This is a genomic window from Fibrobacter sp. UWEL (assembly GCF_900142535.1).
Lineage (GTDB): Bacteria > Fibrobacterota > Fibrobacteria > Fibrobacterales > Fibrobacteraceae > Fibrobacter.
Window position 1 is genome coordinate 37,741 of the sequence record NZ_FRBE01000008.1, and the last position, 25,221, is coordinate 62,961.

Annotated in this window: 20 protein-coding genes; 17 read left to right on the top strand and 3 right to left on the bottom strand. The window is 48.6% G+C overall.

Features of this window, described 5'->3' with window-relative positions:
* The first annotated feature begins 20 nt into the window (after window positions 1-20).
* The 5 genes from BUB59_RS06770 (at window position 21) to BUB59_RS06790 (ending at window position 6,240) form a co-directional block, all read left to right on the top strand.
* Window positions 21-341: a hypothetical protein gene (locus BUB59_RS06770; RefSeq protein ID WP_073227509.1), complete on the top strand. Its 321-nt coding sequence runs from the start codon at window positions 21-23 to the stop codon at window positions 339-341.
* Between the two features lie 94 nt (window positions 342-435).
* Window positions 436-2,361, top strand: a complete 1,926-nt coding sequence (locus BUB59_RS06775) for an LTA synthase family protein (RefSeq protein ID WP_073227513.1) — start codon at window positions 436-438, stop codon at window positions 2,359-2,361.
* 56 nt (window positions 2,362-2,417) lie between these two features.
* A complete protein-coding gene (locus BUB59_RS06780) occupies window positions 2,418-3,533 on the top strand; it encodes a glycosyltransferase (protein ID WP_073227517.1) in 1,116 nt (371 codons plus the stop codon).
* Window positions 3,534-3,536: 3 nt separating this feature from the next.
* A complete protein-coding gene (locus tag BUB59_RS06785) occupies window positions 3,537-4,715 on the top strand; it encodes a CDP-glycerol glycerophosphotransferase family protein (RefSeq protein ID WP_073227522.1) in 1,179 nt (392 codons plus the stop codon).
* The gene (locus BUB59_RS06790; protein ID WP_073227524.1) at window positions 4,708-6,240 is read left to right on the top strand and encodes an oligosaccharide flippase family protein; all 1,533 of its coding nucleotides are present in this window, start codon (window positions 4,708-4,710) and stop codon (window positions 6,238-6,240) included. Before BUB59_RS06785 ends, BUB59_RS06790 begins: the two co-directional genes overlap by 8 nt.
* Window positions 6,241-6,363: 123 nt before the next feature.
* Here the strand turns inward: BUB59_RS06790 and BUB59_RS06795 are convergent, their stop codons facing one another.
* Window positions 6,364-6,756 (bottom strand): putative toxin-antitoxin system toxin component, PIN family, encoded by a 393-nt coding sequence (locus BUB59_RS06795; RefSeq protein ID WP_083540213.1) that lies wholly within the window; start codon window positions 6,754-6,756, stop codon window positions 6,364-6,366.
* 11 nt (window positions 6,757-6,767) lie between these two features.
* Complete coding sequence (locus tag BUB59_RS06800; protein ID WP_073157877.1) at window positions 6,768-7,010, bottom strand: AbrB/MazE/SpoVT family DNA-binding domain-containing protein; 243 nt, start codon at window positions 7,008-7,010, stop codon at window positions 6,768-6,770.
* 374 nt (window positions 7,011-7,384) lie between these two features.
* Between BUB59_RS06800 and BUB59_RS06805 the strand changes: the two genes are divergently transcribed.
* The 10 genes from BUB59_RS06805 (at window position 7,385) to BUB59_RS06850 (ending at window position 20,164) form a co-directional block, all read left to right on the top strand.
* Window positions 7,385-8,965 (top strand): site-specific DNA-methyltransferase, encoded by a 1,581-nt coding sequence (locus tag BUB59_RS06805; protein WP_073227531.1) that lies wholly within the window; start codon window positions 7,385-7,387, stop codon window positions 8,963-8,965.
* On the top strand, window positions 8,965-11,577 hold the full coding sequence (locus tag BUB59_RS06810) for a DEAD/DEAH box helicase (RefSeq protein ID WP_073227534.1): 2,613 nt from the start codon (window positions 8,965-8,967) through the stop codon (window positions 11,575-11,577). Before BUB59_RS06805 ends, BUB59_RS06810 begins: the two co-directional genes overlap by 1 nt.
* A 62-nt stretch (window positions 11,578-11,639) precedes the next feature.
* Window positions 11,640-12,452, top strand: a complete 813-nt coding sequence (gene lptC / locus BUB59_RS06815) for an LPS export ABC transporter periplasmic protein LptC (RefSeq protein WP_234979979.1) — start codon at window positions 11,640-11,642, stop codon at window positions 12,450-12,452.
* Window positions 12,452-13,975, top strand: a complete 1,524-nt coding sequence (locus BUB59_RS06820) for an LptA/OstA family protein (RefSeq protein WP_073227537.1) — start codon at window positions 12,452-12,454, stop codon at window positions 13,973-13,975. The genes lptC and BUB59_RS06820 overlap by 1 nt, the downstream gene beginning before the upstream one ends.
* Complete coding sequence (gene lptB, locus BUB59_RS06825) at window positions 13,972-14,709, top strand: LPS export ABC transporter ATP-binding protein (protein WP_073227540.1); 738 nt, start codon at window positions 13,972-13,974, stop codon at window positions 14,707-14,709. The genes BUB59_RS06820 and lptB overlap by 4 nt, the downstream gene beginning before the upstream one ends.
* Window positions 14,710-14,718: 9 nt before the next feature.
* Window positions 14,719-16,356 (top strand): RNA polymerase factor sigma-54, encoded by a 1,638-nt coding sequence (gene rpoN, locus BUB59_RS06830; RefSeq protein ID WP_073227544.1) that lies wholly within the window; start codon window positions 14,719-14,721, stop codon window positions 16,354-16,356.
* Between the two features lie 948 nt (window positions 16,357-17,304).
* Window positions 17,305-17,622 (top strand): ribosome hibernation-promoting factor, HPF/YfiA family, encoded by a 318-nt coding sequence (hpf, locus tag BUB59_RS06835; protein WP_073227547.1) that lies wholly within the window; start codon window positions 17,305-17,307, stop codon window positions 17,620-17,622.
* A gap of 34 nt (window positions 17,623-17,656) precedes the next feature.
* Window positions 17,657-18,688: an HPr(Ser) kinase/phosphatase gene (hprK, locus tag BUB59_RS06840; RefSeq protein WP_073227550.1), complete on the top strand. Its 1,032-nt coding sequence runs from the start codon at window positions 17,657-17,659 to the stop codon at window positions 18,686-18,688.
* Window positions 18,681-19,595: an MlaD family protein gene (locus BUB59_RS06845; RefSeq protein ID WP_073227555.1), complete on the top strand. Its 915-nt coding sequence runs from the start codon at window positions 18,681-18,683 to the stop codon at window positions 19,593-19,595. The genes hprK and BUB59_RS06845 overlap by 8 nt, the downstream gene beginning before the upstream one ends.
* Window positions 19,596-19,693: 98 nt before the next feature.
* Window positions 19,694-20,164, top strand: a complete 471-nt coding sequence (locus BUB59_RS06850) for a TraR/DksA family transcriptional regulator (RefSeq protein WP_073227558.1) — start codon at window positions 19,694-19,696, stop codon at window positions 20,162-20,164.
* 137 nt (window positions 20,165-20,301) lie between these two features.
* On the opposite strand, the gene BUB59_RS06855 is transcribed toward BUB59_RS06850, so the two are convergent.
* Complete coding sequence (locus BUB59_RS06855) at window positions 20,302-21,387, bottom strand: serine hydrolase domain-containing protein (RefSeq protein ID WP_234979980.1); 1,086 nt, start codon at window positions 21,385-21,387, stop codon at window positions 20,302-20,304.
* A gap of 139 nt (window positions 21,388-21,526) precedes the next feature.
* Between BUB59_RS06855 and BUB59_RS06865 the strand changes: the two genes are divergently transcribed.
* Together BUB59_RS06865 and BUB59_RS06870 are read left to right on the top strand one after the other, a co-directional pair.
* Window positions 21,527-22,945 carry a response regulator gene (locus BUB59_RS06865; protein WP_083540215.1) on the top strand — a complete coding sequence of 473 codons (1,419 nt, stop codon included), beginning with the start codon at window positions 21,527-21,529 and terminating at the stop codon, window positions 22,943-22,945.
* A complete protein-coding gene (locus BUB59_RS06870; protein WP_073227564.1) occupies window positions 22,932-25,214 on the top strand; it encodes a hybrid sensor histidine kinase/response regulator in 2,283 nt (760 codons plus the stop codon). Before BUB59_RS06865 ends, BUB59_RS06870 begins: the two co-directional genes overlap by 14 nt.
* Window positions 25,215-25,221: the final 7 nt, after the last annotated feature.

Consider the following 25,221-nt stretch of genomic DNA (forward strand, 5'->3'; position numbering starts at 1 on the left):
TTTTAACTAAAGGAGTCTTTATGAAGATTTCCAATGTGGTCATTGGTGTTGTTGCTGGCGCTGCAGTTTCCGCCCTGGTTTGCAGTAAGGTTTACAAGAGCCGTCTCAAGGCTGCCGATGCTGACGAAAATCTGGCACAGGCTAACGCTACTATCGACTCTCTCCGTAGCTCCGTAGACTGTTTTAGCAAGCAGCTCAGCGAACGTATCGAGTCCGAACAGACTTATGCCGCCCGCTGCGAAGAACTGAACGCCAAGGTTTCCTCTCAGGATGCCGAAATCGCAAAGCTGAAGGATCTGTGTGCCATTCAGGAAGCTCAGAACCGTAAGCTCCAGGGTTAATTCCCCTGCAGTTCATCCAAAAAACTGACCTTTTTATCCGGAAGCCTCCTAGGACTCCGGATTTTTTATTGTCTAAAAAACTAGATTTGCCCCGATGAAGAATTTTTACTGGGTGGTTTACGGACTTTTGCTGTGGCTGGCTAGGTTAGCCCAGCTTTGCTTCCTTTATTTTATGGAAATGCCTACGGGCGGCCCTATTGTGGATCGCTGGTATCGTTTTTTCCCCCATTGTCTAGTTGCCGAACTGGGTGTTGTGATGGGTTTGTCCCTGCTGGGTTTTGCAGGGTCGCTGCTCATTAAGAAGGGGAGCCTCCGTAAGGTCTGGGGCATCTCCTTTGTGGTCCTGGGCATCCTTTATATTTGGCTCAGCGGTGGGGATGACGAAACCATGCGCTGGATGGGCCAGCACCTTTCCCTCAGTTTCTTCGAGACCTATGCCAATGCGGCTTCTGACCCGGGCCTGGTGGGGCGAATTTTCATCGGTGGCATCGGGCATTTTGGACTGAATATCCTATGGGCAATCCTTACATCTGTGGCGGTGGTTTTTCTGTATCGGATATTCTTCAGGAATACCACGCTTGAGTTTTCAAAGAAAGCAATTATTTCCGCTTTGATTCTTGCCCTTCTGGCTGCAACAGGTTTGTCCAGCCGTTACTGGTTTGCTCCCAGCAAGATGCGTTGGAAGAGAATCGCTCCCTTCGCCTGGCATGTGGGGGAGGAAATCGCCTATAAGTTTTCCTCTGCGGAAAAGCGTGGGGACTATGTTGTGGGTATCAAGGCGTTGGGCGGAAATCCCGATGCGGAATATCCCTTCTGGCACGAGGTTCCTAACGACGCCCAGAATCTGGATTCTTTCAAGAAGCGCCCGCTGGATGAACGTCCCGACGTGATTCTCTTTATGGTGGAAACCTTCCGCGGCTGGACTGCAGACGTGCGCGTAGAATCTACCTGCAAGCGACTGCCCAACTTGTGCAAGCTGGCGAATTCAGGCTTGTACTTCCCTAACGCACACAGCGTAGGGTATCCTTCTATCGAAGGTTTCCTGGGGACTCTTACGGGCTTGTGGAGCCACCCCCGATTTACCTTCCTGTCTGACGTGCCCAATACTCAAATGCGGGCCTTGCCGGATATGCTGAAGGATGCGGGCTACCACCGTATGGTGCTGACTGCTACAGAACCTAGCTTCGACAATTTAAATCCCTGGTTTGAGCGCTGGTTTGACTACTCCGAATACAAGCCGGAAAATCAGCACGACGTTCCTATCGCCAATCGCTTCCGGGAGCTGTACAACGAGCGCCCCAAGGACAAACCGCTGTTCTTTAACTGGATGAGCACTTCCACTCATGTACCCTTTACGCTGCCTAGCGAATACGGCCCCACGCCTAAGGATCTTGAAGAGGCATACCTGCGTACCATGGTTTATCTGGATAGCGCCCTGGGCATTGTGCTGGACGAAATCCGGAAGGGCGATCGAGCCAACAACACCTTGATTGTCCTGACGGGCGATCACGCTTTCGCCAACAAGGCGCAGCACGGCGTTCCTGAATTTATTGGCGGCGCTCAGGATGGCTACACTTGGGTTCCTCTCATTGTGGCAGGTCCTGGAATCGAGCCTCAGGTGGTGAGCGCTCCTGTTTCCCATGTGAATATTGGGCCCACCGTCCTTGAATATCTGGGACTGGAACTTTCCAATAATTTTGTAGGTCAATCGCTGATTGATAATCGGGTACCGGTGGAGCATCTGTCAAATGTTTTCAGCTTCCGTATGGATGACGTGGCCATGAGAAATTTGGGCTACACCTATTACGTCAATATGGAAGACGAATCCGAGTGGACTGTATTTGGCACCATGGCAAATCCGGACTGGGACACTTCCCATCCGGTGGAAGGCTTTGTGTCTGCCCGTAAGCTTACAAGCGCCCCCGCCCGCGCCGAGGAAATCTCCCGAGAAATTCGGGCCGCCGCCTTCGCCTGGGAATACGTGGTGAACAACAACAAGCTGATGCCTTTCCCTCAGTAGCTGGACTGGAATTGTAATTTCTATATTAAAAAAATCACTAAAAACTGGAGTTGAACATGAAAAAGATTCGTTATGGTATGGCGGTGGGAAATTATCTGCCCTATAGCGAAACCTTTATTTATGAACAGATCCAGAAGGGGGAACGCTATTCTCCCTATGTCCTTGCTAGAGGTCTTATTCCTTCTCGGAATCTTTTCCCCTACGATGATGTTGCCGCTCTTTCTGGAATAACCGCCTTATCCTATTTCGTGTGGCGCAATTCCAAACTTTTTGAGCGAACGATCAACGAAAATCACCTGCAGATGATTCATGCGCACTTTGGTTCCAACGGAGCCCTGATTGCGCCAACTGCAAGACGCTGCAAGGTTCCTTTGGTGGTAACTTACCATGGCGTGGATGTGGGCGTTCTTCTGGGGGAGAAAGTTCCCTTGAATTATCTCTTCTACAAGAGAATCTATAAGGATGCTTTTGAAACGGCTGATCTCCTTCTGCCAGCTTCCGAAGAACTGGCGAACTGCCTTGTGGATTTAGGTGCTCCGGCACACAAGATTAAGATTCACCGTTTAGGCGTAAGCTTGGACCGCTTCCGTGTGGCTCCCCGCACTGAAGGTCCTGTGAAATTCATCATGGTTGGCCGCCTGGTGGAAAAGAAGGGCTTCGATTACGGCATCCGTGCTTTTGCAAAAATTTCTAGCTCTGTTCCTCAGGCTAGTCTTTCCATTGTCGGGGAAGGCCCCCTGAAGGATCAGCTTAAGGCCTTGGCGGCAGAACTTCATGTGGAATCCAGCGTTCACTTTGTAGGTAAGATTCCTGCAGACAAGATGCCTGTCTATTTAGAACAGTTTGACGCCTTGGTTGCTCCCTGCGTAGTGGCCAAGAATAATGATCGAGATTCTGGCTTAATCGTCCTGAAGGAAGCTGGTGCTACGGGCATGGCTTCTATCGGCACCTATTGTGGTGGGCTTCCCGAAATTATTGATGATGGGAAAACTGGCCTTCTGGTGGAACAGCGTAACGTGGATCAGCTTGCGGATGCCATGCTGGCCTTGGCTGAAAATTTCCAGTACCGTCAGAAGCTGGGCCTTGCCGCCCGAGCCAAGATGGAGACGGAATACGATTCCGTTATCCAGAATGCAAAACTAGAACAGCTGTTTGATACGGTCTGCAGGTAGAGAATGAAGTATTCTGTAGGATTCCTCCTTTTCTACCCCCTTGATTTTCTGCTGGCGATGTTCTTTAGGCTCATTGCCCCTCTGTTTAAGAACTGCAGACATAATCACCCCTGGGTGATTGGTGGCCATCGCGGACGCATTTACGAGGATAACTCCGGAGCTCTTCATTCCTATATTACCAAGCATACGAATCAGCCTGTGATTTGGATTGCGTCTAACAAGGACCTGATTAAAAAGCTGGAAGCTGCAAATCAAAAAGTTCTAAGGAAGAATTCTTTTAAGGCGAGGCTTGCGATTGTGCAGGCTCCCGTGTTGATTTATTCCCATGGGGAAGATGACCTGGACCAGTTTCTGAAATATTTCAGAACATGCCTAGGCTTGCGAGTGTATTTGAACCATAGTGCCAACTTCTGCAAGACGGGTTACTTTGCTGTTCCTGGAGCGGCTTTATGGAGCGAAGAAAAACGTAAAGCGATGGCCAAGCGAATCGTGGATTTTGATTATCTCCTGGCTGGATCCAAGTACGAAAGGGAAATGTTCTTGAAGGCTTTTCCCTACAAGGACGAAAACCGGATCCTTCCGGATTGCGGCGCCGCCCATATTGATAAATTGCTCATGAATAAGGTGGAACCGGAAAAAAGAATTTTATGGTTTCCTACCTTCCGTGATGAAGAAGACCTGCAGAATCGTCTGGTTGAAATGGAAAATCAGATTCTTCATTCTCAGGTCATTCGTGACTATCTCCAAAAGACTGGGACAACTTTGACGCTGATCTCCCATATCAATTCTAGGATTCAGGTGTCATCTGATTTTCCTCTGTTGACCGTGGAACCTATTGGCCGCATTGGAGAACTGATGCCCAAGTCCATGTGTCTGATTTCGGACTATTCCGGGCTGGTGATTGACTGGATTGTTTTCAATCGTCCCTTCATTCGATTCGCTTACGATGAATCGGACTATATGAAAAAGCGTTCCTTCTACATTCCCCTGCGGGAATTCAGAATTGGTCAAGAGGCCTGGAGCGCAGAAGAACTTGAAAAGATCATTGCATCAGAATGCTGGAAGGATATGAAACCCTTTGAAGAAAAGAGAAATTTCTACAAGGGAAAAATCTATCCGGAGACTAGCCCCGTCTATGCCAAGCGTTGTTACGAAAGGATATTAGAACTGGTTTATGGCTGAAAACGTTCAACTGCAAGATAATCAAGAGAATAGTATCAAGCAGGACCAGAAGTATCTGGTCAAGAGTGCTTTCTACAACCTGGCGGGAACGGTGCTGAAGGTCTTGGCTCCGGTCCTCATGATTGTGGTTGCCCGCGTTTTTGACAAGGCCCTGTTTGGCGTGTTCGTCAGTACGCAACTTTGGGTATTGACCATGAGCCGTGTTGCGGTTCTCGGGTTGGATAAAGGCTTGCACCGTCACTTGCCTCAGAATTTAGTTCAGGGTCGCCCCCGCTACGAAGGCATTATGGAATCCACCTACCGCACCATCCTTTTTGCGGTAATCATTACGGTGGCTGTTCTCGTTGGAGCTCAGTTCAACTTGCAAAGTCTCAGTTCCGGACTTTCCATGTTGAGTACTACGGAAATTTCCCTGTTCATCTTGTCATTAGTTCCCTGGTCTGTCCTTCATATTTTTGCAGGTGCCAGCGAAGGCAATCGCAAGCCTCAGTACAAGATGTTCATTAACGACTTTGCGGTTTACACCTTGGCGCCTATGATTGCCTTGGTGATATACTACGCAGGTGTTCCCGATAAGCTAGCCCTTCCCATTGGACTTTTGGCTTCCAACATTCTCGGTGTCTTGATATTCTATGTAGTCATCAAAAAGCAGTTCCCTGAAATGCCCTGGCGTACCAAGGAGAAGCTGCCTCCTGGCTTGCTTTCCTATTCCCTCCCGCTGGGCTTTTCCGAGGTGGTGACCTCCTTCTTGCTCCGTATGGACTTGTGGATGGTTCTTGCCCTCATTGGTCCCGAGGCCGCCGGCATTTACGCCGTGATGGTAACCATTTCCAACGGCCTTAAGACCATCCGCCAGAGTTATAACCCCATTCTCACCCCCGTTGTGGCGGGCATGAGTGCGGACCGCATCAAGACGGATCTGAAGCCAGTATTCAGCTATTGCGTTTCCATGGTGACGTTGATCCAGCTGACCATCGGATTTTTCATCGTGCTGTTCCCGGAACAGACCATGATGATTGCGGGCAAGTCCTTCATTACGGAGGAAAATCCGGTGGCAGTCCTCGGCATCCTCATGATCGGGAACTTGATCAACGGCATGTTCGGGCTGGCTGGCCCCGTGATCAACGGCCTTGGCAAAAGCAAGTTCATGCTACTCATGAACATCGTTTCCCTGGTTTTTGCCATCGGGATGAACTACCTGCTGATTCCGAAATTCGGTATTGCGGGAGCAGCACTTTCCAGCATGAGCTATCAGATTCTGCAGTGCGTATGGATGAATATCTATGTTCGTCGCATGATTGGATTTTTGCCTTACAAGAAGTCCCTTTCCGTACAGGGATTGTGGATCCTTGCGCTTGTAAGTCTCTATGTTCTCTTGAATAGCCAGGCTTCTGCTTTTGATCCCAGCATCCTTATGAAGGCTGGAATTTACGGTGCGGCAATTCTTATCATCATCGCTACTTTCTATTTCCAGGGACTTGCCGGACAAAAGGCAAAACTTCCCAAGCGAAAGAAGAAAAGTTGATTCTGCGTATAGAGTGACATTAAGATTGTTTTCGCATTGCCTCAAAAGCATTTTTTCATCAGGCAAAATTGCTTTTAATTTCTCGGGCATTTCAGAGAAGTCTAAATCGTCAGCCAGCTCACCTTATTTTGCTACATATTTTTCTATGTACGCCGCCGGTGTCAGAATCTCGGGCCTTGGAAGATTCAGGTCCATAAAATCCTTGTCGCCTGTGACAAGGACATCAATATTCCCAGTAAACGCGCTCAGAAGCACCGGATAGTCATTTGGATCTCGGATTGGTACCACTTGTTTGAATTTTTCCGGGATGATTACAAATTCGAAAGATATAGCCGAGATGAATCTTTCTAAAGCTTCCGTCTTTGTCGAAAACTTTTTCTTGACGACTTTACGCAATTCATCAAGCAGAAAATTTGAAATCAAAAGTTCATGAAAAGAGAAAACATTTTCAAGAAGCAAGTCAAATTTCTGCCCGGGGAATAAAAGCGCGGAAAGCAAGACGTTGGTATCGAGCATTACTCGCAATACTAATCCCGTTCATCCTTGATCATCTTTGTGACATCGTATTCGCACTTTATGTCGGCGGCCATTGCCATGCCGGAAAATTCAGACTGGGCTTGACGCAGAGCCAGCATTGATGAATTCACAAGAACAATCAGGTTGCCTTGCTCAACAAAAGCCACATGGGAGCCTTCTTGAAGGCCCAGTTTTTTGCGGATTTCGATGGGAATGGTTACTTGTCCTTTTGAAGATACTTTTGCTGTTTCCATAATTCTTTACTTTCCTTACTTTCTTTACCTAAATATAATAACATTATTTGACAATGGCAACAAAGGAAAGAAAAACGTTTAACTATATTCTCCTTGACATAGCTTGGCAGAAATGCCGGGCGTTTGATTTTAGGGTATTTGTCCTTAATCTCGCAATCGAAATCTGGAAAATTTTTAATGCGTGAGAATTATGGACGGACGCTCACACCCCATCGGGTGTGGGTCGTTTTGTCTTTTTCGCGCATGGGTTTTCCAGAACCTCGATTGCAAAAGGCTTGCGATTCCACACCTTTTTTGTATCAACAAAAAAAACGGATTCAAGGTCTTTCAATTTCGGAGCAAAGCCCAGGTTTCACTTTTGCCCCGAGGTTCCCTTGCCCTCCTTACACTGGCTCGGAAAAGATGCTGTTCTAAATCATCACCTGGATGTTCCATACAAGACCCTGGAACTGAAGGATTCCTTCAACTGCGAAAAAGGCGCTTCTGAAAACAAGATTATTCATGGCGACAACCTTGAAGCCCTCAAAGCCTTGATGCCAGAATACGAAGGCAAGGTGAAATGCATCTATATTGATCCGCCGTACAATACGGGCAACGAAAACTGGGTGTACAATGACAATGTGAACAGTCCGAAAATCCGTAAATGGCTGGGGCAGGTTGTGGGGAAAGAAGCCGAGGATTTAACCCGACACGACAAGTGGCTGTGCATGATGTACCCGCGATTGAAATTGTTGCACAAACTGCTTCGGGAAGATGGCGCAATTTTTATCAGCATCGACGATAACGAGCAGGCAAATCTGAAACTGATGTGCGATGAAATTTTTGGGGCAGGGAATTTTGTTGCGCAGGTGATATGGGAAAGAGCCTATGCGCCAGTCAATTTGAAAAAACATTTTTCAGAAAGCCATGATTACATCATCTGTTATGCAAAAAAAATTGACACTCTCATTTGCAATGGGTTGCCAAGAACAAGTGACGCAAACAGTCGTTACATTAATCCAGATAATGATCCAAGAGGCGTTTGGAAAGCTAGCGATTGTTCGGTCGGTCCCGCAATCAACGAAAAAATCTATGAAATAGAATTACCTTCGGGGAGAAAAGTTTTGCCATCAAAAGGTAGATGTTGGTTGTATACAAAAGAGCGTTTTGCAGAAATGATTGCCGATAATAGAATTTGGTTCGGTCCAGAAGGTAATAGCGTCCCCGCCGTAAAAAAATTCCTTTCTGAAGTAAAGCAGGGAATTACGCCCATGACTATCTGGAAATACACCGAGGTTGGACATTCTCAAGACGCTACAAAAAAATTAAAGGATTTGTTTGACGGAAAATCTGTATTTGATTATCCTAAATCTGTTGATTTAGTAAAGCGTTGTTTTGAATTATATTCTGATTCCAACTCCATCATCCTTGACTCCTTCGCTGGTTCCGGCACAACAGCCCACGCAGTCCTCAACCTGAACAAACAAGATGGTGGAAACCGTAAGTTCATCCTTGTAGAAATGGAAGACTATGCGAACAACATCACTGCAGAAAGAGTCCGTCGCGTCATCAATGGTTACGGAGAAGGCAAGAATGCTGTGGAGGGAACTGGTGGCGATTTCAACTATTACGAACTCGGCGCCGAAATGTTGCTGGACGGTTCCTTGAACGAAGAACAGCCTTTAGAAAACATCCGCAACTACATCTACTATACAGAAACCAATTCCGTCATCGACTCCTCTGAAGTTTCAAAGAACGGAAACGACTTCTTCTTGGGCAATCACGACAATGCCGCCTACTACCTTTTCTATAAAAAGTCTGAAGTCACGACTCTTGATTTCGAATTCCTTGGAACCATCAGTCAAAAGGCGGAACGCTATGTGATTTACGCCGACAACTGCGTATTGCCCAAAGATTTTCTTTTCAAGAATAACATCGTGTTTAAGAAAATTCCAAGAGATGTGAGGAAATTCTAATGCTTTTAAAACCGTACCAGAAACAGATTATAGATGACCTTGCTCGCTATCTTGAAATTTTAAAAGAAAAAGGGAATACCGCTGTCGCCTTCAACGATTTTTGGCAGACCCATCCCCGCACTGCAATTACGCCTATACTTGGCGAATCCGTGGAACCGTACAAGAACAATGTTCCCGGCGTTCCTCATGTTTGCATCAAGGTTCCGACTGCAGGGGGAAAAACATTTATTGCGGCCAATGCATTGAATACGATTTTCAGCGCATTTGACGCATCTCGCCCAAAAACCGTGGTGTGGCTTGTGCCATCCAATTCGATTTTGGAACAGACCATCCGCAATTTCAGCAATCCAAGGCATCCGTACCGCGAACAGTTGAATACGGATTTTGGTAACAAGGTGGAGGTCTTTGACAAGAAGATGCTATTGCAGGGTGCGGGCTTTAATTGCACTTCTGTTCATGAAAACTTGACGCTTTGCATTCTAGGCTTTGACAGCCTCCGCGCAAGAAAAGCGGAAGACCGTAAAGTCAATGATGAAAATGGAAACCTGCAATCTTTTGCGGGTCGTGTTGAAGAAGATGAAATTTCCGTAATGTCTGTTTTGCGTTCGTTAAATCCTGTTGTAATTGTTGACGAAAGCCACAATGCGGAAAGCGAACTCAGTGTTGAAATGCTGAAAAATCTGAATCCCAGTTTTATTCTGGATTTGACTGCAACGCCTCGCGAGAACAGCAATATCATCAGTTTTACTTCTGCACTTGAACTCAAGAAAGAGAACATGGTGAAGTTGCCGGTGATTGTCTATAACCATCGCAAAAAAGAGGATGTGATAAGTTCCGCTCTAGAACTTCGCATGCGCCTAGAAACGGTTGCGGAGGCTGCACGTAAAAACGGTGCTCCCTACATCCGCCCCATTGTACTTTTTCAGGCAGAACCTAAAATAAAAAATGACAACGCCACTTTTGAAAAAATAAAGTCCATGCTTTTGGAATTGAAAATTCCAGAAGAACAGATTAAGATAAAGACTGCCGACAAGAATGAATTGCAGAATGTGGATTTGATGTCTGCCGATTGCCCGGTACGTTATATCATTACGGTAAACGCGTTGAAAGAAGGTTGGGACTGTCCATTCGCTTATATTCTAGCGAGTCTTGCGGATCGCAGTTCCAGCGTGGACGTGGAACAAATTTTGGGCAGGGTTTTGCGATTGCCCAATGTTTGCAAAAATGAAAATGCAATGCTTAACATGAGCTATGTGTTTACCGCCTCTGCAAAATTCGGCGAAACTCTGGATAGCATCGTGAAGGGCTTGAACCGTGCTGGGTTTAGTAGCAGGGACTATCGCCAAGTTGAAATTGAGGAACCGGAAAATTCTGGTGCGACTGAACCGCCGTTGTTTGCTGACGTTAATAAGCCTGAAGATTTTGATATTTCAAAAATTTTCTGGAAGCCGGTTCCCGTGCTTGGCGGAAACGTTGTGGAAAAATCCGCAGGCCATGCATATATCGACAATGTTGCAGAGCAAAATTCCGTAATCGCAGAAATCACAAAGCAGGCCATTGCCGAAAACCAGAAATTGGAAAATCAAGTTGTGGCAAACGCAAAATCTCCGTTAATGCCTAGTGAGGTGAGCAAGCAAGTGAAAACATACGACGTGAAGGGAATCTTCAAGGAATCCGTAGCAAATCTCAGACTGCCGCAGTTCTATTACAGACACGCTCTGCAAAATGATTTGTTCAACTTGAACTCGGAACCTTTTGAAAAGGACATGCTCCTGAAAAAGTTTCCCCTAAAAAATGCGGACACGAACATTGATTTTCAAAATGTCGAATTGGACATCCGTCGTATCGACTTGGATGAAGCGCAGAAGGATTTCACTCCCACAATTTTCAATGTAGATAAGCAAAGGCAAAATGAAATTGTCCAGTGGCTTACGAATGTAAATGACCTAAACAAGAAAAGAGAACTGTGTGCAAAAAATCTTCGCGGTTGGATTGGCAATATGTATCCCATTCCTGACCCGGATATTATTGAATACATAAACCGGGTTTTGCAGAATTTCTCGGATGCAGACTTGAACAATATGATGAATTCACAGGCGCTTTACGCTGATAAGATTAAGCAAAAAATCAATGAGCTTTCGGCAAAGTATATCGAAAGCGAATTTGACAAGTCCTTGGATCAAGATAAAATAGAATTGAAACCGACTTACGAAATTCCAGAAAAATTAAATCTTTCCGCTGTCGGAAAGCCGCTCCCGAAAACACTTCACGAAGCCGAAGAAAATGTCAATGGTTTTGAGGAAGAAGTAATCAACGTTGTCGCCAATATGGAGAACGTGGAATTCTGGACACGCAATCGCGAAAAGAAGGATTTCTGCATCAATGGCTTTATCAATCACTATCCGGACTTTATCATCAAAACAAAAAATGGCAAGGTCATTTTGTTAGAAACCAAGGGCGACCATCTGGATGCCGAAAAGAAAATTAAATTAGGGAAAAAATGGGCGGAAAAGGCTGGTAATGAATATCGTTATTGCCTGGTGTATAAAACTCGTATGGTTGAGGGCGCATATACGAAAGATGAATTTCTGAATGCACTAGAAAATTGGTAGTGCGGTGCCTCAAGGATTAAATTCCTATACCTACCGGCCATAAATATTTGTAAATTTGAAATGTGGCACGGATTTTGCGTAGAAATGAAATGCGCTTGAACGCCTGGGTTTCGGGCGGTGTTTTTCTGTGCCTTTTCCTAGGGTTACTGGCTTGCCTTACGGGCTGCGAAGAAATTGAAGAGGAAAAACCTTGGATTCAGGTTGAGCGCCCTGATATGCTTTTCACGGACACCACCTTGATGGATAGCTACGACAAGGGTGTTCTTGCCTGGAAATTGAAGACGGCCTACCTGGAACGCTGGGGCAACAAGGACCTGGTGTTTGTTCGCCCGGTGCTGGTGGATATTTACGATTCCCTGGGGGAACGTACGGCATTTTTGCGTGCGGATTCCGGCCGGATGGATATGAAGTTTACCTACGTCCACGCTTATGGCCATGTGTATGCCTTGACTCCCAAGGGCGCATCTGTACGCTCCGACTCCTTGATCTGGGACAAGAAGGATAATCACGTCCGTACGGATAGTTACGTTCGCGTGGTCAGCGAAGATGGCGACGTGCTTCAGGGTAAGGGTTTCATTAGCGACGCCCAGTTGGACAACTGGCGCATTCTTTCCAACGTCACGGGTATTTTTCAGGATGCGGCCAAGCGCCTGAAGGACGAAGACCAGAAGGAAGCGGAAGAAATCGAGAATCGCAATCGGGCTGCGCAGTCACCGCCGAAGCCTGCTCCCAAGCCGGCGCCTTCCTCTAGTGAATCGTCCAAGGAAGAGCCGAAAAAGGATGTTCAGGCGGACAATGCACCGTCTCATCAGCCGTTCCATAATTTGCGTCGCGCGGGCAATCGACCTCCTGCAAAGAAAGCGGAGGGCAACTGATGAATGGTTTATTCCTCAGGAACTTTCTGCTAGTATTTTTGACGAGCCTGCTTGTGCTTTCTGGAGAGGCACTTGCACAGAAGTCTCCTTTAATCATGAAGCATGCGGATAGCCTTGCGGTGGCCCGCAAGCGCGGTTCCCTCCTGCTGCAGGGCCGAGTTCATTTTATTCACGATAGCGTAAACGTCAAGACCCAACGCGCCACCTGGAACAAGGACGGCGAAGTGGTTTCCTGCGAAGGCGGTTTCCTGTTTACCCATCCGTCGGGTTGGATTGATGCTAACCAGGGCGTCTACCAGAAAAAGAAGGGCGTTGCCTCCGCTACGGGAGATGTTCACGCCGGGGATTCCGCCCGCACTTATTACGCTACCGGCGAGTATGTGGTTTACGATAAGGAAAACGAAGTCCTGACCATGCCGGATAAGCCCAGGCTGTATTACTACGACAAGAAGGACTCTGTCAAAAACGGCAAGACGGAAACCACCGTAGATACGGTGACGGTAATAGCAAGGCGTATTGTCTACAACAAGAAGGATTCCTTTGCGGAAGCTCATGGGGATGCGTCCATCACCCATAAGGACGTGTCCATCAAGGCAGACGAAATGACTTACGACCGTAAGGCGGATTATGCCCGCGGGGTGGGACATGTGGTGATTCATCACGACTCCGTGACGGTGTATGCCGACCGCATGAACTACAACAAGAAGGACGATTTTGCGGAAGCGTTTAACAACGTGAAGGTGACGCAGGAAGACATGGTGGTGACTTGCGATACGGGCTATTTCGATCGCAAGAATAACTGGATGTCCATGAAGGGGCACCCCAAATGCGAATTGAAAAATTATAACCTGACGGGAGACTCCATTTTCCTGACCCTGGATTCTACGGGGAAGACCTTGAAGAGCGCTCTGGTGATTCGCAATGCCCACGGCCTCCAGCAGGAAGATGCCAAGAAGGGAAATCCTGGCAGCGTGACGGAAGCTTTTGGCGACACGCTGTATGCCCAGTTTGACGGCAACAAGATTGAACGCCTATACGTGAACTTGAATGCCCGCGGATTCTTCTACGAGAAGGACCTTGAAAGCTACCGCAACAACATGAATGGCGATCGTCTAGACATGTACTTTGAAAAGGGCAAGATGCATCACGCCATTGTTTCTGGAAAGGCCCAAAGCACTTATTATTACGTGAAGAAGGATCGCTCTGTGGCAGGGCGTAACGAGGCTGCCGGCGATACCATCTTCATCAAGTTCGACCCGCGAAAGAATGCTGTAAAGACATTGCGCATGTTGGGTGGATCTTCTACTCCTTCCAGTGGCCGCTATGTGGACATGGAAAAGGAAAACAAGAAAAAGAACGATATGACCGAGAAGAAGGATTTGACAGAATCCATCTCTAAGGACGATAAAGCCAATGGGGATACTTCTGCGAAAAAGTCCAAATCCATGAAAGACTTGTTCAAGGCTCAAAAGGAAAAGAAGGCTTTGGAACGGAAGGCTCAGGAACAGGAGAGCAAGAAATGAAAAACATTGTAAGTACCATTCGTACCGAGAAATTGCGTAAGGTTTATGGTGGTCGCCAGGTGGTGAGCGATGTTTCCATCCGTGTCTCCCAAGGTGAAATCGTTGGACTTCTCGGCCCTAACGGTGCCGGCAAGACTACGTCCTTCTACATGATTGTGGGCATGGTTCGTCCGGAATCCGGCCATATCTTTCTGGATGATATTGAGGTGACGGACAAGCCTATGTACAAGCGCGCCCGCCTGGGTATTGGATATCTCCCTCAGGAAGCTTCCATCTTCCGTAAGCTTACGGTGGAAGAGAACATTATGGCGATTCTTGAAACTCAGGACATGAAGCGCGCCCAGCGTAAGACCCGCCTGGAAGAATTGCTGGAAGAATTCAAGATCACCCACATTCGAAAGACCAAGTCCATGAGTTGCTCCGGTGGTGAACGCCGCCGTCTGGAAATCGCCCGCGCTCTGGCTTCGGATCCTTCGTTCCTCCTGCTGGATGAACCTTTCGCAGGTATTGACCCTATTGCCGTTGCGGACATCCAGTCCATTATTTCGGGACTTCGCGACAAGGGTATGGGTGTGTTGATTACGGACCATAACGTTCGTGAAACTCTTTCCATTACGGATCGCGCTTACATTATGTACAAGAGCCAGGTGCTGACGGAAGGTTCTTCTGAATATCTGGCCAACGATCCCGAGGCAAGACGAATTTATCTGGGCGATAGCTTTAAATTGGATTAAGGTGTTTGTATGGATATCGGTTTAAATGTCGGAATGAAGACGGGTCTGGAACAGACCCTATCGCCTACCATGATTCTGGGGGTCACTATCCTCCAGAAGACTTCCATGGAACTGGAAACTGCCATCCGTGACGAGCTGGAAACGAACCCCTTGCTGGAAGTGGATGAATCCGTTTCTGACGAAGACCGCGAGGTTCGCGAAAGTGAACTGGACGGTAACGACGTCAACGATGATTATGAAAGTCGCGGAGACTCCTTGGACGGTGGCGACTCTATGGATGATTCCGACCGCGGTGCCCTGGATATGGGCGGCGACTTCGACGATTATGGTAGCGACCGCCTGGGGGATGGAACCCGCGAAGACGACGCTTCCTTTAACGAAGTGAACATGATGAGGGAATCCCCCGACGAAGAGTGGGACCGTCCCATCAAGGATTTTGGAAAGCCTCTCCAGGAACAGCTGGAAGATCAGCTGGGTATCTGGAAGGGCACCAGCAAGCTGTTTGAAGACCTGGCGGAAAACGGCTGCGACGAGGCACACTTCCGCGAGCTGGTGAAGTACATCATCAGCTCTGTGGACGAAGACGGCTTCCTGTCCAGCTGCGATGAAGACAAGGTTTGCGGTATCAATTCCTCCGACAAGTTTATCGTTGAAATTGAACGAGTCATTCGTGGTGAATTGGAACTGACGGAAGAATCTGTATCCCTTCCGGTTCACGAGGCATTCCATGTGCTTCACGGATTTTCCCCCAGCGGTGTTGGCGCTCGCAACCAGCGTGAATGTTTCCTGATCCAGGCCAATCGTATTCCTGGTTTCCCTGTGCTGGGAATCAAGATTCTGGAAAGCTGTTACGATGACCTGCTGGCCTTGCGTTACGCTAAAATTGGAAAGACCTTAGGTGTCTCCACGGAAGAAGTACAGGCAGCTGTTCGTGCTTTCGCCCGACTGAGTCCCCATCCGGGTTTCCAGGTAGCTCGCGTTCCTGCCCATACCATTTCTGTGGACTTGAAGCTTGAAGAAAAGAACGGTAAGCTGGATGTGAAATCCGTACGTTCTTCTAACAGCAGGCTTCGCGTGAACTCCACCTACAAGGCTCTGGCCAATAGCAAGAGTGCTTCCAAGGAAGATAAGGCTTACATTCGTGCCCACGTTGCCAAGGCGGAAGAATTCATCAAGGCCATCAACAATCGCTACTCCACCATGGAGTTGGTCATGAAGGAAATTCTCAAGCGCCAGAAAGATTTCTTTACCAAGGGACCGGCGTTCCTGAAGCCCATGGTGCTGCAGGACATTGCTGATGTGATCGGCAAGGATGTGAGTACGGTAAACCGCGTGACCAACGGCAAGTTTGTGGATACGCCCTATGGCATTTTTGAGTTGAAGCGTTTCTTCACCTCTGGCATTAAGCAGAAGGCTACCGCCGGCGCGGATGGTTCCGCAGAAGGTGCCGAAGAGGTGGTGGGCTCCGCTCAGGTCATTGACGCCATGAAGAAGATGATCGAAGAGGAAAATAAGAAGAAGCCTCTTTCCGATCAGGCTATTTCTGACAAGCTAGCGGAAATGGGTATGAAGGTGGCTCGCCGTACGGTGGCCAAGTACCGCGAAAACGTCCTGCACGTTTTGACTGCAAGCCAACGTAAACAATGATGACGCAAGGGGACTCTGTCCCCCTGGACCCCCTTTATTAAGATGCAGAGGGGTTGCCACCCCTCTGGACTCCCCACTCGCTCACGTCGCTATCACAGGCTTTGCCTGTTCAGCTAGCTCCCTCGTGTTTGAGGGGCGCTGAAGCGCCTCCTCAAGAGATGCAGAGGGGCTACTGCACGTCCACAAAGTGGATAATTCTCACTAAGGGCTAAAGCCCTAAGTGTTCATTTACCTCTGGACTCCCCACTCGCTCACGTCGCTATCACAGACTTTGCCTGTTCAGCTAGCTCCCTCGTGTTTGAGGGGCGCTGAAGCGCCTCCTCAAAGGTTGTGGGGTTGGTTCGACTAACTTCCGCAGGACGCGTTTATAGTATGAATTTGCCGGTTGTTGCTGATTCATACTAGCTTATTGTGTAATGCAAGGTCTTTTGATTGTTTTGCTAGGATGAAAACGCCTAGTGGTGGCTTTTCGTCCTATCTCAGGGAGCTCGAACGGTGGGGGACTAGTATGAATTTGCTTAAAGTCGCGGATTTGCACTATGATTTTTAGCTTGTGTGTAATTTGTCCTCGGAAAGACTAGTGCGAATTCTTCCAAAATGTGAAATTCGTACTAGTTCTCTGTGACGATCCAACTATTATACCCTCGCAACTAGTGCAAATTTGGAAAAATCCCAAAATTCATCCTAGTCGCCGTAGTGCGAATTTGCTTGTAATCTCGCTTTTGCACTAGGATTTCTGAAAAGCGCCACCTCAAAGGTTTGTAATTTCTCCTCAAATGCTTTTTTTTGCAGGTTTTCGCCCACTGGCGAGACTGTTCCAAGTTGGAATAGCGGGCGGACGAAAAATTTGTATGTAAACGTACTCTTTCCCGGAAAAAAGATGTATATACTCTAAACGTGGGACGCGAGTCCCGGCAAGAATAACTTTTTTCTACGGAGGTTTTTACTATGGATATTCAGTTTTCTGCTCGCCACTTTAACGCATCTGCAGGTCTCCAGGATCGTATTCAGGAAGAAATGGACAAACTCGCTAAGTTCTACCCGAATATCACCAGTGCTTCCGTTATCCTCGATCACGAAGTAGAACATCAGCGTCATTGCGAAATTACTGTTAGCATCACTGGTTCTCAGGTCGTGGCTTCCGCTGACGAAGAAAATATGGGCAAGGCTGTGGATGTTACCCTTGAACGTATCAAGACTCAGCTGAAGAAGGCCAACGAAAAGCAGAATGACCATCGTGCACAGCCGATTTCTGACGTCGTTTAGTTCTGTCTGGCCTGAAATTATATAATTTTAGACCATGGCTGAATCAAGACTGAAAGATATTAAGATCCTGCATCGGGAACGACTCCTGGTGCGGGACTTTTTTTGTCGTTACGGCAAGGACCTGCAGATGGCCTGCCATTCTTCGGACTCTAGCTTGGACGCTCCCATTGCGGAAAGCGGTATCCATCGCCCGGGCCTTGCCATGGCGGGTTACACTAAGGTATACAGTTCCCAGCAGATCCAGGTAGTGGGCCATACGGAATGGAACTATCTGGAATCCATCGGTCACGAAGGCCGCGTCAAGGTCTTTGAAGGCCTTACGGAGTTTAAGGCTCCCATGTGGGTGGTCACTCACGCCCAGAACCCTCATGCAGAACTGAGGGAAATGTGTGAACGCAAGGGTATTCCCCTGTTTTCTACCACCCTCCATACTTACGAATTTATCAAGCTCTCCCAGCGAATCCTGGAAGAATTCTTTGCGCCCCATGCCATTATCCACGGAAGCCTTGTGGACGTGTATGGCGTCGGCATGCTTTACATTGGCGACAGCAACGTGGGTAAGTCCGAATGCGTGCTGGACCTGGTGGAAAGCGGCCACCGTATGGTCGCTGACGATGTGGTCCATATCAGTAACGTGGGTCGTTCCATTATCGGCCGCCCGGATCCCCTGATCAAGCACCATATGGAAATCCGCGGTGTAGGCATTCTGGATATCCGCTCCATGTTCGGTATCCACGCCATCCGCAAGCAGAAGAAGATTGAAGCTATCGTGGAGCTGCAGCAGTGGCGTCAGGATGGTTCCTATGACCGTACCGGCTTGAACGGTGCCGCCGAAGAAATCATGGGTGTCAAGATCCCGAAGATTGTGATTCCCGTGGCGCCGGGCAAGAACCTGACCGTGATTTCCGAAGTCATCGCCATGAATATCCTCATGAAGATGAACGGCCAGAACGTGGCAGAAGACTTTAACGAAGCCCTGATGCAGAAGATTAAGGCTAAGGCCAAGGGCGAGTATGTGGATGATTTGTTAGATTTCGATCCGCAGAATTGGTCCTACTATGAATAGATTTGTTCGACTGGTCAAGGAAAACGTACTTCCCTCCATTATCTTTACGATACTGGCGGTTTCTTGTGCTGGGGCGTGGTATTTCTTCCATCCGTCCAGCCCTTACCATCCTCGCTATTCCTTTGTGGTGTCCTACCAGGCAATTGGTACCCTGTCTCCCGGAAATCCCGTGGAAGTTCGCGGTATAAAGGCGGGCGAGATTACCAAGGTGCAGCTGACTGAGGATGCGGTGTACGTAACCGCCCGAGTCTATTCTACGGTGAAGATTCCCAAGAATTCCGAGTTCCGCCTGATTAACTCCGGCCTGATGGGTGAACGTGAAATGTGCATCCTGTCCGGCGATAGCGATCAGCTTATTTCCGATGGCGACACCCTGGTGGGCCGTTACGACGAAGGCACTTCCGGCGTGTTCAAGAGCCTGACGGAAGCTTTTGACGACCTGACGGATATTCGAGATACCTTGAAGGCCCTCGTTGAGGCGGTCACGGAAGGGGATGCCGGCAAGCAGATCCAGCGAGTGATTACCAAGGGACAGAAGATTGTCCGCATGACCAAGAAAGACGTTAAGTCCTGGATGGGAGATGCGGAAAAACTGCTGGGGGACTTGGATAAATCCTTGACGGATGCTAAGGATATCATGAACAAGGCCATCGATAAGGGTGGGCCTAAGGTGGACCTACTCCAGGGTTATGTGGAACGTGTGGAAGTTCTCCTGAACCGTGTTGAAAAATCCGCTGACTGGGCCAGGTCTTTCCTGCAGAAGTTCGAGGAAAAGAACACCATAGGCTTGGTGATGGACCCGCAGGAGAAGCTTGCCAAGGAAATGGAAGCCCTGATGAAGGACACCGATGCCTTGTTTGAGGACATCCGAAAGAACAGTTTAAAGCTGAATGTAGACTTTTTCTAGAATTTTTTTCGGGAAACGTGTCCTTTTTGTAAAAAAAAAGTTATTTATCACTCTATTAGTACAAGTGAACGATTTTCCCCTTTAAAAAGGAGTTAACCATGGCTGAAAAGAAACCTGTGAAGATGAGCGATGCCGACCTCAAGTTTTTCGAAGATATGCTGATCGAAAAGCGCCGCGAACTGGTGAACGCCCAGAGCGAAAATGAAAAGGCTGAAACTTTCAAGAGCCAGGTGCAGGCTGGTGACGGTGGCGAATCCAATAGCGCTGACCTGGCAACCGACTATAACGCCCTGGAAACCAACTTCTCCCTGGCTGCTCGTGAAGGTAAGTACCTGGTGTATCTGGAAGAAGCCCTGAAGCGTATCAAGAAGGGTACTTTCGGTGTTTGCAAGGTTTGCGGTGAACTCATTCCCAAGCCCCGCCTGATGGCAGTGCCTACTGCTACCAAGTGCGTGAACTGTAAGGAAGAAACCAAGCGCAAGGAACGTGAAGACAGCCGTCTTGAAATGGCTCGCCTCATGGCCGAAGAACAGCGCCGCGAAATGATGAAGAAGAACGCTGGCCGTTAATTCTTATTATGATGCAAGGGGGTTGCACCCCCTTGGAACCCCTAAAAAAGAAGCCGCCTTCACAAACGAAGTTTGTTTGGCGGCTTCTTTTTTGTTTGAGGGGCGCTGAAGCGCCTCCTCAAAGTGGAATTCGTGAATTATCCTATTTCCCCGAAGAATGTATCTGCTAGTAAGGCGCGGAAGGCGTGGATGCGGTCTGCGTTTGCTTCCCGATGGGGGTAGGTGAAGTTGCTGAGCAGTACTACGGCGGCGCCGCGGTCGGGGTCGGCGACGATGCTTGCCCCGGTAAAGCCCGTCTTTCCAAATGTGCGGGGAGAGATTTTTGTTCCCATAAATTTCGGGGCGTTCAGTTCCCAGCCAAGAGCGGTGCAGTCGCCGGCGGCACCGGCGGGACAGCTCCCATAGGCGGGATTCATAAAGGCGTTGGTGCTGGCCAACTGCAGGATTCCTGCAGGGGCGACGCGGATGCCCTCGCTGGACACGCCATCATTGAGCATCATCTGGACGAACTTCAACAGGTCGGGAACGCAGCTGAACATGCCTGCGCTGCCTACCGGAAATAGCTGGCGTAATACCCAGGCGCTTTCGTCGTGAATTTCCCCCTGGATTTCGCGATTTCTAAAGGCGCACATTTCCGTCGGGGAGATTTCCTCTTTGGGAATCCTATTGAAGTCCCTAGTCAGCGGGTCCCAGCCGGAGCGGTTCATGCCCAGCGGGTCAAAAAAATACTGGCGGCCTTGTTCCTGCAGTGTCATTCCGGTAATTCGGTCCAGGATCATGCCCAGCAACACGCTGGCGGGATTGCCGTAATTGAATGCGTCCCCGGGGGCTTTTTCAAACTGGTACGTGTACAGCGCGTTGAGAATTCCCTCCGGCGGTAGCGTGCGCAAGGTCTTCATGGGAACGCGATAGTCCAGGCTGTGAGTCAGCAGGTGAAAAATGCGGATGTCGTCACGATAGTTTGTCTGTAATTCGGGAATGAAGTCCACGACCTTGCTGTCTACGGAAAGTTTCCCCTCCAGGATATAACGGAGGGCCAGCGTGGACGTGGGGCATACTTTCGTAAGGCTTGCGATATCGAACACCGTATTCTCGGGGGTGTTCAGGGTTACAAGCTTTTTTGTGCCGTCGGGGAGGATAAATCCGGCTACGGCCTTGTTGAAAACGCCCTCGTTTTCGGCATTTTTCAGCAGTTTTACAATTTCGGAATCGTTAAACATCATGGTCTAAATATAAAACTTATGGACGGCGGGGGCAAACGCCTAAATATGGCGAAAATATGGGGAATTCGCCGGTTTGTAAAAATAGGGAAATGTATCAAAAAACTTATATTATGCTTGTAAAACGTATGGAGAATAGAAAATGAGCAACGGTGGAAAGACCATCCTGGTTGTAGACGATGACAACATGTCCTTAAAGATGACTGAACTGATTGTTCAGGAAAACGGCTATAAGGTCGTTACTGCTGATTCTGGGGAAAAGGCCCTGGAAATTCTTCGTCAGGGTGGAATAGACCTAGTTCTTCTGGATATTGAAATGCCCGGCATGAGCGGCATCGAGACATTGGAAGCTATTCGTGCCGATCAGCAGCTGAAGGACGTGAAGGTCATCTTCCTGACGGTGATGATGGTGGAATTTTACAAGCAGGAAGCCACTCGCCTGGGTGCTTCTGATTTCGTGCAGAAGCCTGTGCTGCCTGTGGAACTGGTTTCCCGAATATCCAAGGTTCTCCGTGCTAGCGAAAAGCAGCGCATCCTGGTGGTGGACGATGACTCCATGAACCTGCGCTTTGCCAAGCGTATGCTGGGCGATCACTACGAAATCTCCTGCGTCTCCTCCGGTAGTGAAGCTCTTGCGACCATTAGCGGCTTTATGCCACACCTTGCCCTGTTGGACCTCCATATGCCGGAAATGAACGGCTATGAACTCCTTGCTGAAATCAGAAAGATTCCTCAGTTCGAAGACCTGCCGGTAGTGTTCCTTACGGCAGACAATGACCGCGAAACGGAAATTCAGGTGTTCAAGGCTGGCGCCCTGGACTACATCCAGAAACCTTTCATCGCGGACGTGGTGCTCCATCGCCTGAACCGCATTCTGGACCTGAAGAGACTTCAGTCTTCCCTTCAGGATGAAGTGGAAAAGCAGACTGCGGAACTTTCCGAAAGCCGCCGCAAGGTAACGAACCTTTCTCTCCAGGTGGTGACGACTTTGGCAAGCACCATCGATGCTAAGGACAAGTACACCAACGGTCACTCCATTCGTGTGGCCAAGTATTCCCGTGAACTTGGACGACGCATGGGCAAGACTCCCCAGGAACTGGAAGAGATTTACTTCATCGCCATGCTTCATGATATTGGTAAGATCGGTATTCCCGATGCGATCATCAATAAGACTAGCAAGCTGACGGATGATGAATACAATACCATCAAGACCCATCCGGGAATTGGTGCTGAAATTTTGAAGAACATTTCCGAAATGCCCAACATGGAAATTGGTGCTCACTGGCACCATGAACGTTACGATGGCCGCGGCTACCCCGATGGCCTGAAGGGAACGGAAATTCCTGAAATCGCTCGAATCATTGCAGTGGCGGATGCTTATGACGCCATGACCTCTCGCCGAAGCTACCGTAGCGCTCTTCCCCAGGAAGTGGTCCGCGGTGAAATCGAGAAGGGCAAGGGCCTGCAGTTTGATCCCCAGATCGCGGACAATATGCTGGACATGATCGACGATGACAAGAATTATTCCATGAGAGACGAGGGCAACTATGGAACCTTCTAAACAGTCTCTGTTTAAAAAGTTCATCCGAATTTTCTTTGCTGACGATATTGACATTCAGACTCGAATGTTGAACTTGATGCTGTGGGCGGTTCTCATTGGGGGCCTGCTTATTACAGTCCTCTTGTTGATTATCGATGGCATTGGCGCTGCTGCGGTGATTCTTGGCTTGCTTGCTTTTGTGAGCCTTGGCATTTTCTTCTCCGTAAAGAAACGTCCCCAGCTTTCGGGTACCATTGTTACCTGTTCTGCAAACCTGATTTTCTTTCCCATTATTTTCTGCAAACTGGGTGGGCTCCATAGTGGAGTCATCCTATGGTTCGTGCTGGGATTGATCTTTGCCTTCATTACCCTGCGTGGCGCCTTGAGTTTTGTGGTTTACGGCTTGGGAATTACCGCCCTCTGTGTCTGTATTTTCCTGCTGGATGGCCATCCCGAGTTTGTTTCCGTAATGCCGGAAGGCTTCTGGATGGAAAATGTCATTCTGTCCCTGGCTATTGTGTCTGCAATTTTCGGCGCTATCTTTAAGTACCAGAACTATGTGTACGAAAAGCAGAGCCGACTGCTGATGGATCAGGAGAAGAAACTCCGCGAGACCATGGAAGACTTGAAGGTGGCTAGCCGTGCCAAGTCTGAATTCCTGGCTAACATGAGCCATGAAATCCGTACGCCCATTAACGGCATTCTGGGTATGAACGCCATGCTGTTGAAGGACTGCAAGGACGACAGCCAGAAAGAATATGCCATGAATATCCATAGCGCAGGTCACACCCTGCTTTCCATCATCAACTCTATTCTGGATATTTCCAAGATTGAGTCCGGCAAGATGGAACTGCAGCCTGCGGATTATGAACTGTTCTCCGTATTGAATGACTGCTATAACTTGGTGGCCTCTAGAGCGGAAGACAAGGAATTGAATTTTAAGCTGGACGTAAATCCCAACCTGCCGTCTGGGCTGTGGGGTGATGAAGTCCGCGTGCGCCAGATTATTAACAACCTGCTCTCCAATGCGGTGAAGTATACGGAGAAGGGCTTTATCAAGCTGTCTGTGGATTACGAACTGGCCGGAGGGGAAACGGTCTGTGAAAATGGCTCTCGAGTTTACCTGAAGGTCGTGGTAAGTGACTCCGGTATGGGTATCCGTAGGGAAGACTTGTCCAAGCTGTTCCAGATGTTCCAGCGTATCGACGAGAACCGCAACCGTACGGTGGAAGGTACGGGACTTGGCTTGAACCTGACCAAGAAGCTGGTGGAAATGATGGATGGTTTCATCGAGGCGTCCAGTGAATATGGCAAGGGTTCCGTCTTCTCTGTCACGATTCCGCAGATTGTGAAGAATACCGACCCCATGGGTGACTTCGCGGAAAAGTATCGTGCATCTATCGCTAGAACGGAAACTCAGAAGAAGGTGTTCATGGCTCCTGGCCGCCATATTCTGGTGGTGGACGACGTGAAGATGAACCTGAAGGTGGTGGAAGGCCTCCTGAAGGAAACCAAGATCAAGGTGGATACGGTCAATAGCGGAAAGCTTGCTTTGGACTTGATCCAGCGCAATCGTTATGACATGATTTATCTGGACCACATGATGCCCGAGATGGATGGTATCGAGACCATGCGCCTCATGCGTCTGTTGCCTAATAACCTGAACAGGAATACTCCTATCATCATGCTTACGGCCAATGCCGTGATTGGCGCCAAGGAATTCTACCTGAAGGAAGGTTTCTCCGATTATCTTTCCAAGCCGGTTCGTGAAGCGGACTTGATCGCGTCTTTGAAGAAGTATCTGCCCCAGGAAGCCGTGGTGGTTACAGAATCACCTGCGGAACCGGTTGCGGAGTCCGTTGTTGCTCCGGTCGCTGCCGAAAAGATGGAAGAGAAAATCCAGAAGGTGGAAGCCAATGTTGCAGCCGGCGGCAGTACCGCTTTTGAAAAGCTGAATGCCCTGCCGGATATTGATGCCAAGGCGGGTCTTGAACTGTGCATGAACGATGAAGAATTCTACCTGGAAATGGTGGAAGAGTTCTGCAATGGTAACAAGATGGCGGATCTGGAAAGACTGTTTGCCGCTAATGATTTGGCGAACTATAGAATTACGGTACATGCTTTGAAGAGTACTTCGTTGACGATCGGTCTTGCTGAACTTTCTGCTTCGGCAAAGGCGTTGGAGATGGCTTCTGCAAGTAATGATGTGGAATTTGTCAAAAAGAATCACGCTCCGTTGATGGAAAAGTATGGGCGTATCCTTCAATTGCTGAAAGAGGCTATTTCCTGAGATTGCA

Bases quoted from the DNA above. Each gene is read 5' to 3' on its own strand.
- BUB59_RS06800 (WP_073157877.1), bottom strand. From the start codon at position 7,010: ATGGAAACAGCAAAAGTATCTTCAAAAGGACAAGTAACCATTCCCATC.
- BUB59_RS06850 (WP_073227558.1), top strand. From the start codon at position 19,694: ATGGCTGAAAAGAAACCTGTGAAGATGAGCGATGCCGACCTCAAGTTT.
- BUB59_RS06790 (WP_073227524.1), top strand. From the start codon at position 4,708: ATGGCTGAAAACGTTCAACTGCAAGATAATCAAGAGAATAGTATCAAG.
- BUB59_RS06780 (WP_073227517.1), top strand. From the start codon at position 2,418: ATGAAAAAGATTCGTTATGGTATGGCGGTGGGAAATTATCTGCCCTAT.
- BUB59_RS06775 (WP_073227513.1), top strand. From the start codon at position 436: ATGAAGAATTTTTACTGGGTGGTTTACGGACTTTTGCTGTGGCTGGCT.
- BUB59_RS06795 (WP_083540213.1), bottom strand. From the start codon at position 6,756: ATGCTCGATACCAACGTCTTGCTTTCCGCGCTTTTATTCCCCGGGCAG.
- BUB59_RS06845 (WP_073227555.1), top strand. From the start codon at position 18,681: ATGAATAGATTTGTTCGACTGGTCAAGGAAAACGTACTTCCCTCCATT.
- hprK (WP_073227550.1), top strand. From the start codon at position 17,657: ATGGCTGAATCAAGACTGAAAGATATTAAGATCCTGCATCGGGAACGA.
- BUB59_RS06785 (WP_073227522.1), top strand. From the start codon at position 3,537: ATGAAGTATTCTGTAGGATTCCTCCTTTTCTACCCCCTTGATTTTCTG.
- BUB59_RS06870 (WP_073227564.1), top strand. From the start codon at position 22,932: ATGGAACCTTCTAAACAGTCTCTGTTTAAAAAGTTCATCCGAATTTTC.
- rpoN (WP_073227544.1), top strand. From the start codon at position 14,719: ATGGATATCGGTTTAAATGTCGGAATGAAGACGGGTCTGGAACAGACC.
- hpf (WP_073227547.1), top strand. From the start codon at position 17,305: ATGGATATTCAGTTTTCTGCTCGCCACTTTAACGCATCTGCAGGTCTC.
- BUB59_RS06770 (WP_073227509.1), top strand. From the start codon at position 21: ATGAAGATTTCCAATGTGGTCATTGGTGTTGTTGCTGGCGCTGCAGTT.
- BUB59_RS06820 (WP_073227537.1), top strand. From the start codon at position 12,452: ATGAATGGTTTATTCCTCAGGAACTTTCTGCTAGTATTTTTGACGAGC.
- lptB (WP_073227540.1), top strand. From the start codon at position 13,972: ATGAAAAACATTGTAAGTACCATTCGTACCGAGAAATTGCGTAAGGTT.
- BUB59_RS06865 (WP_083540215.1), top strand. From the start codon at position 21,527: ATGAGCAACGGTGGAAAGACCATCCTGGTTGTAGACGATGACAACATG.
- BUB59_RS06855 (WP_234979980.1), bottom strand. From the start codon at position 21,387: ATGATGTTTAACGATTCCGAAATTGTAAAACTGCTGAAAAATGCCGAA.
- BUB59_RS06810 (WP_073227534.1), top strand. From the start codon at position 8,965: ATGCTTTTAAAACCGTACCAGAAACAGATTATAGATGACCTTGCTCGC.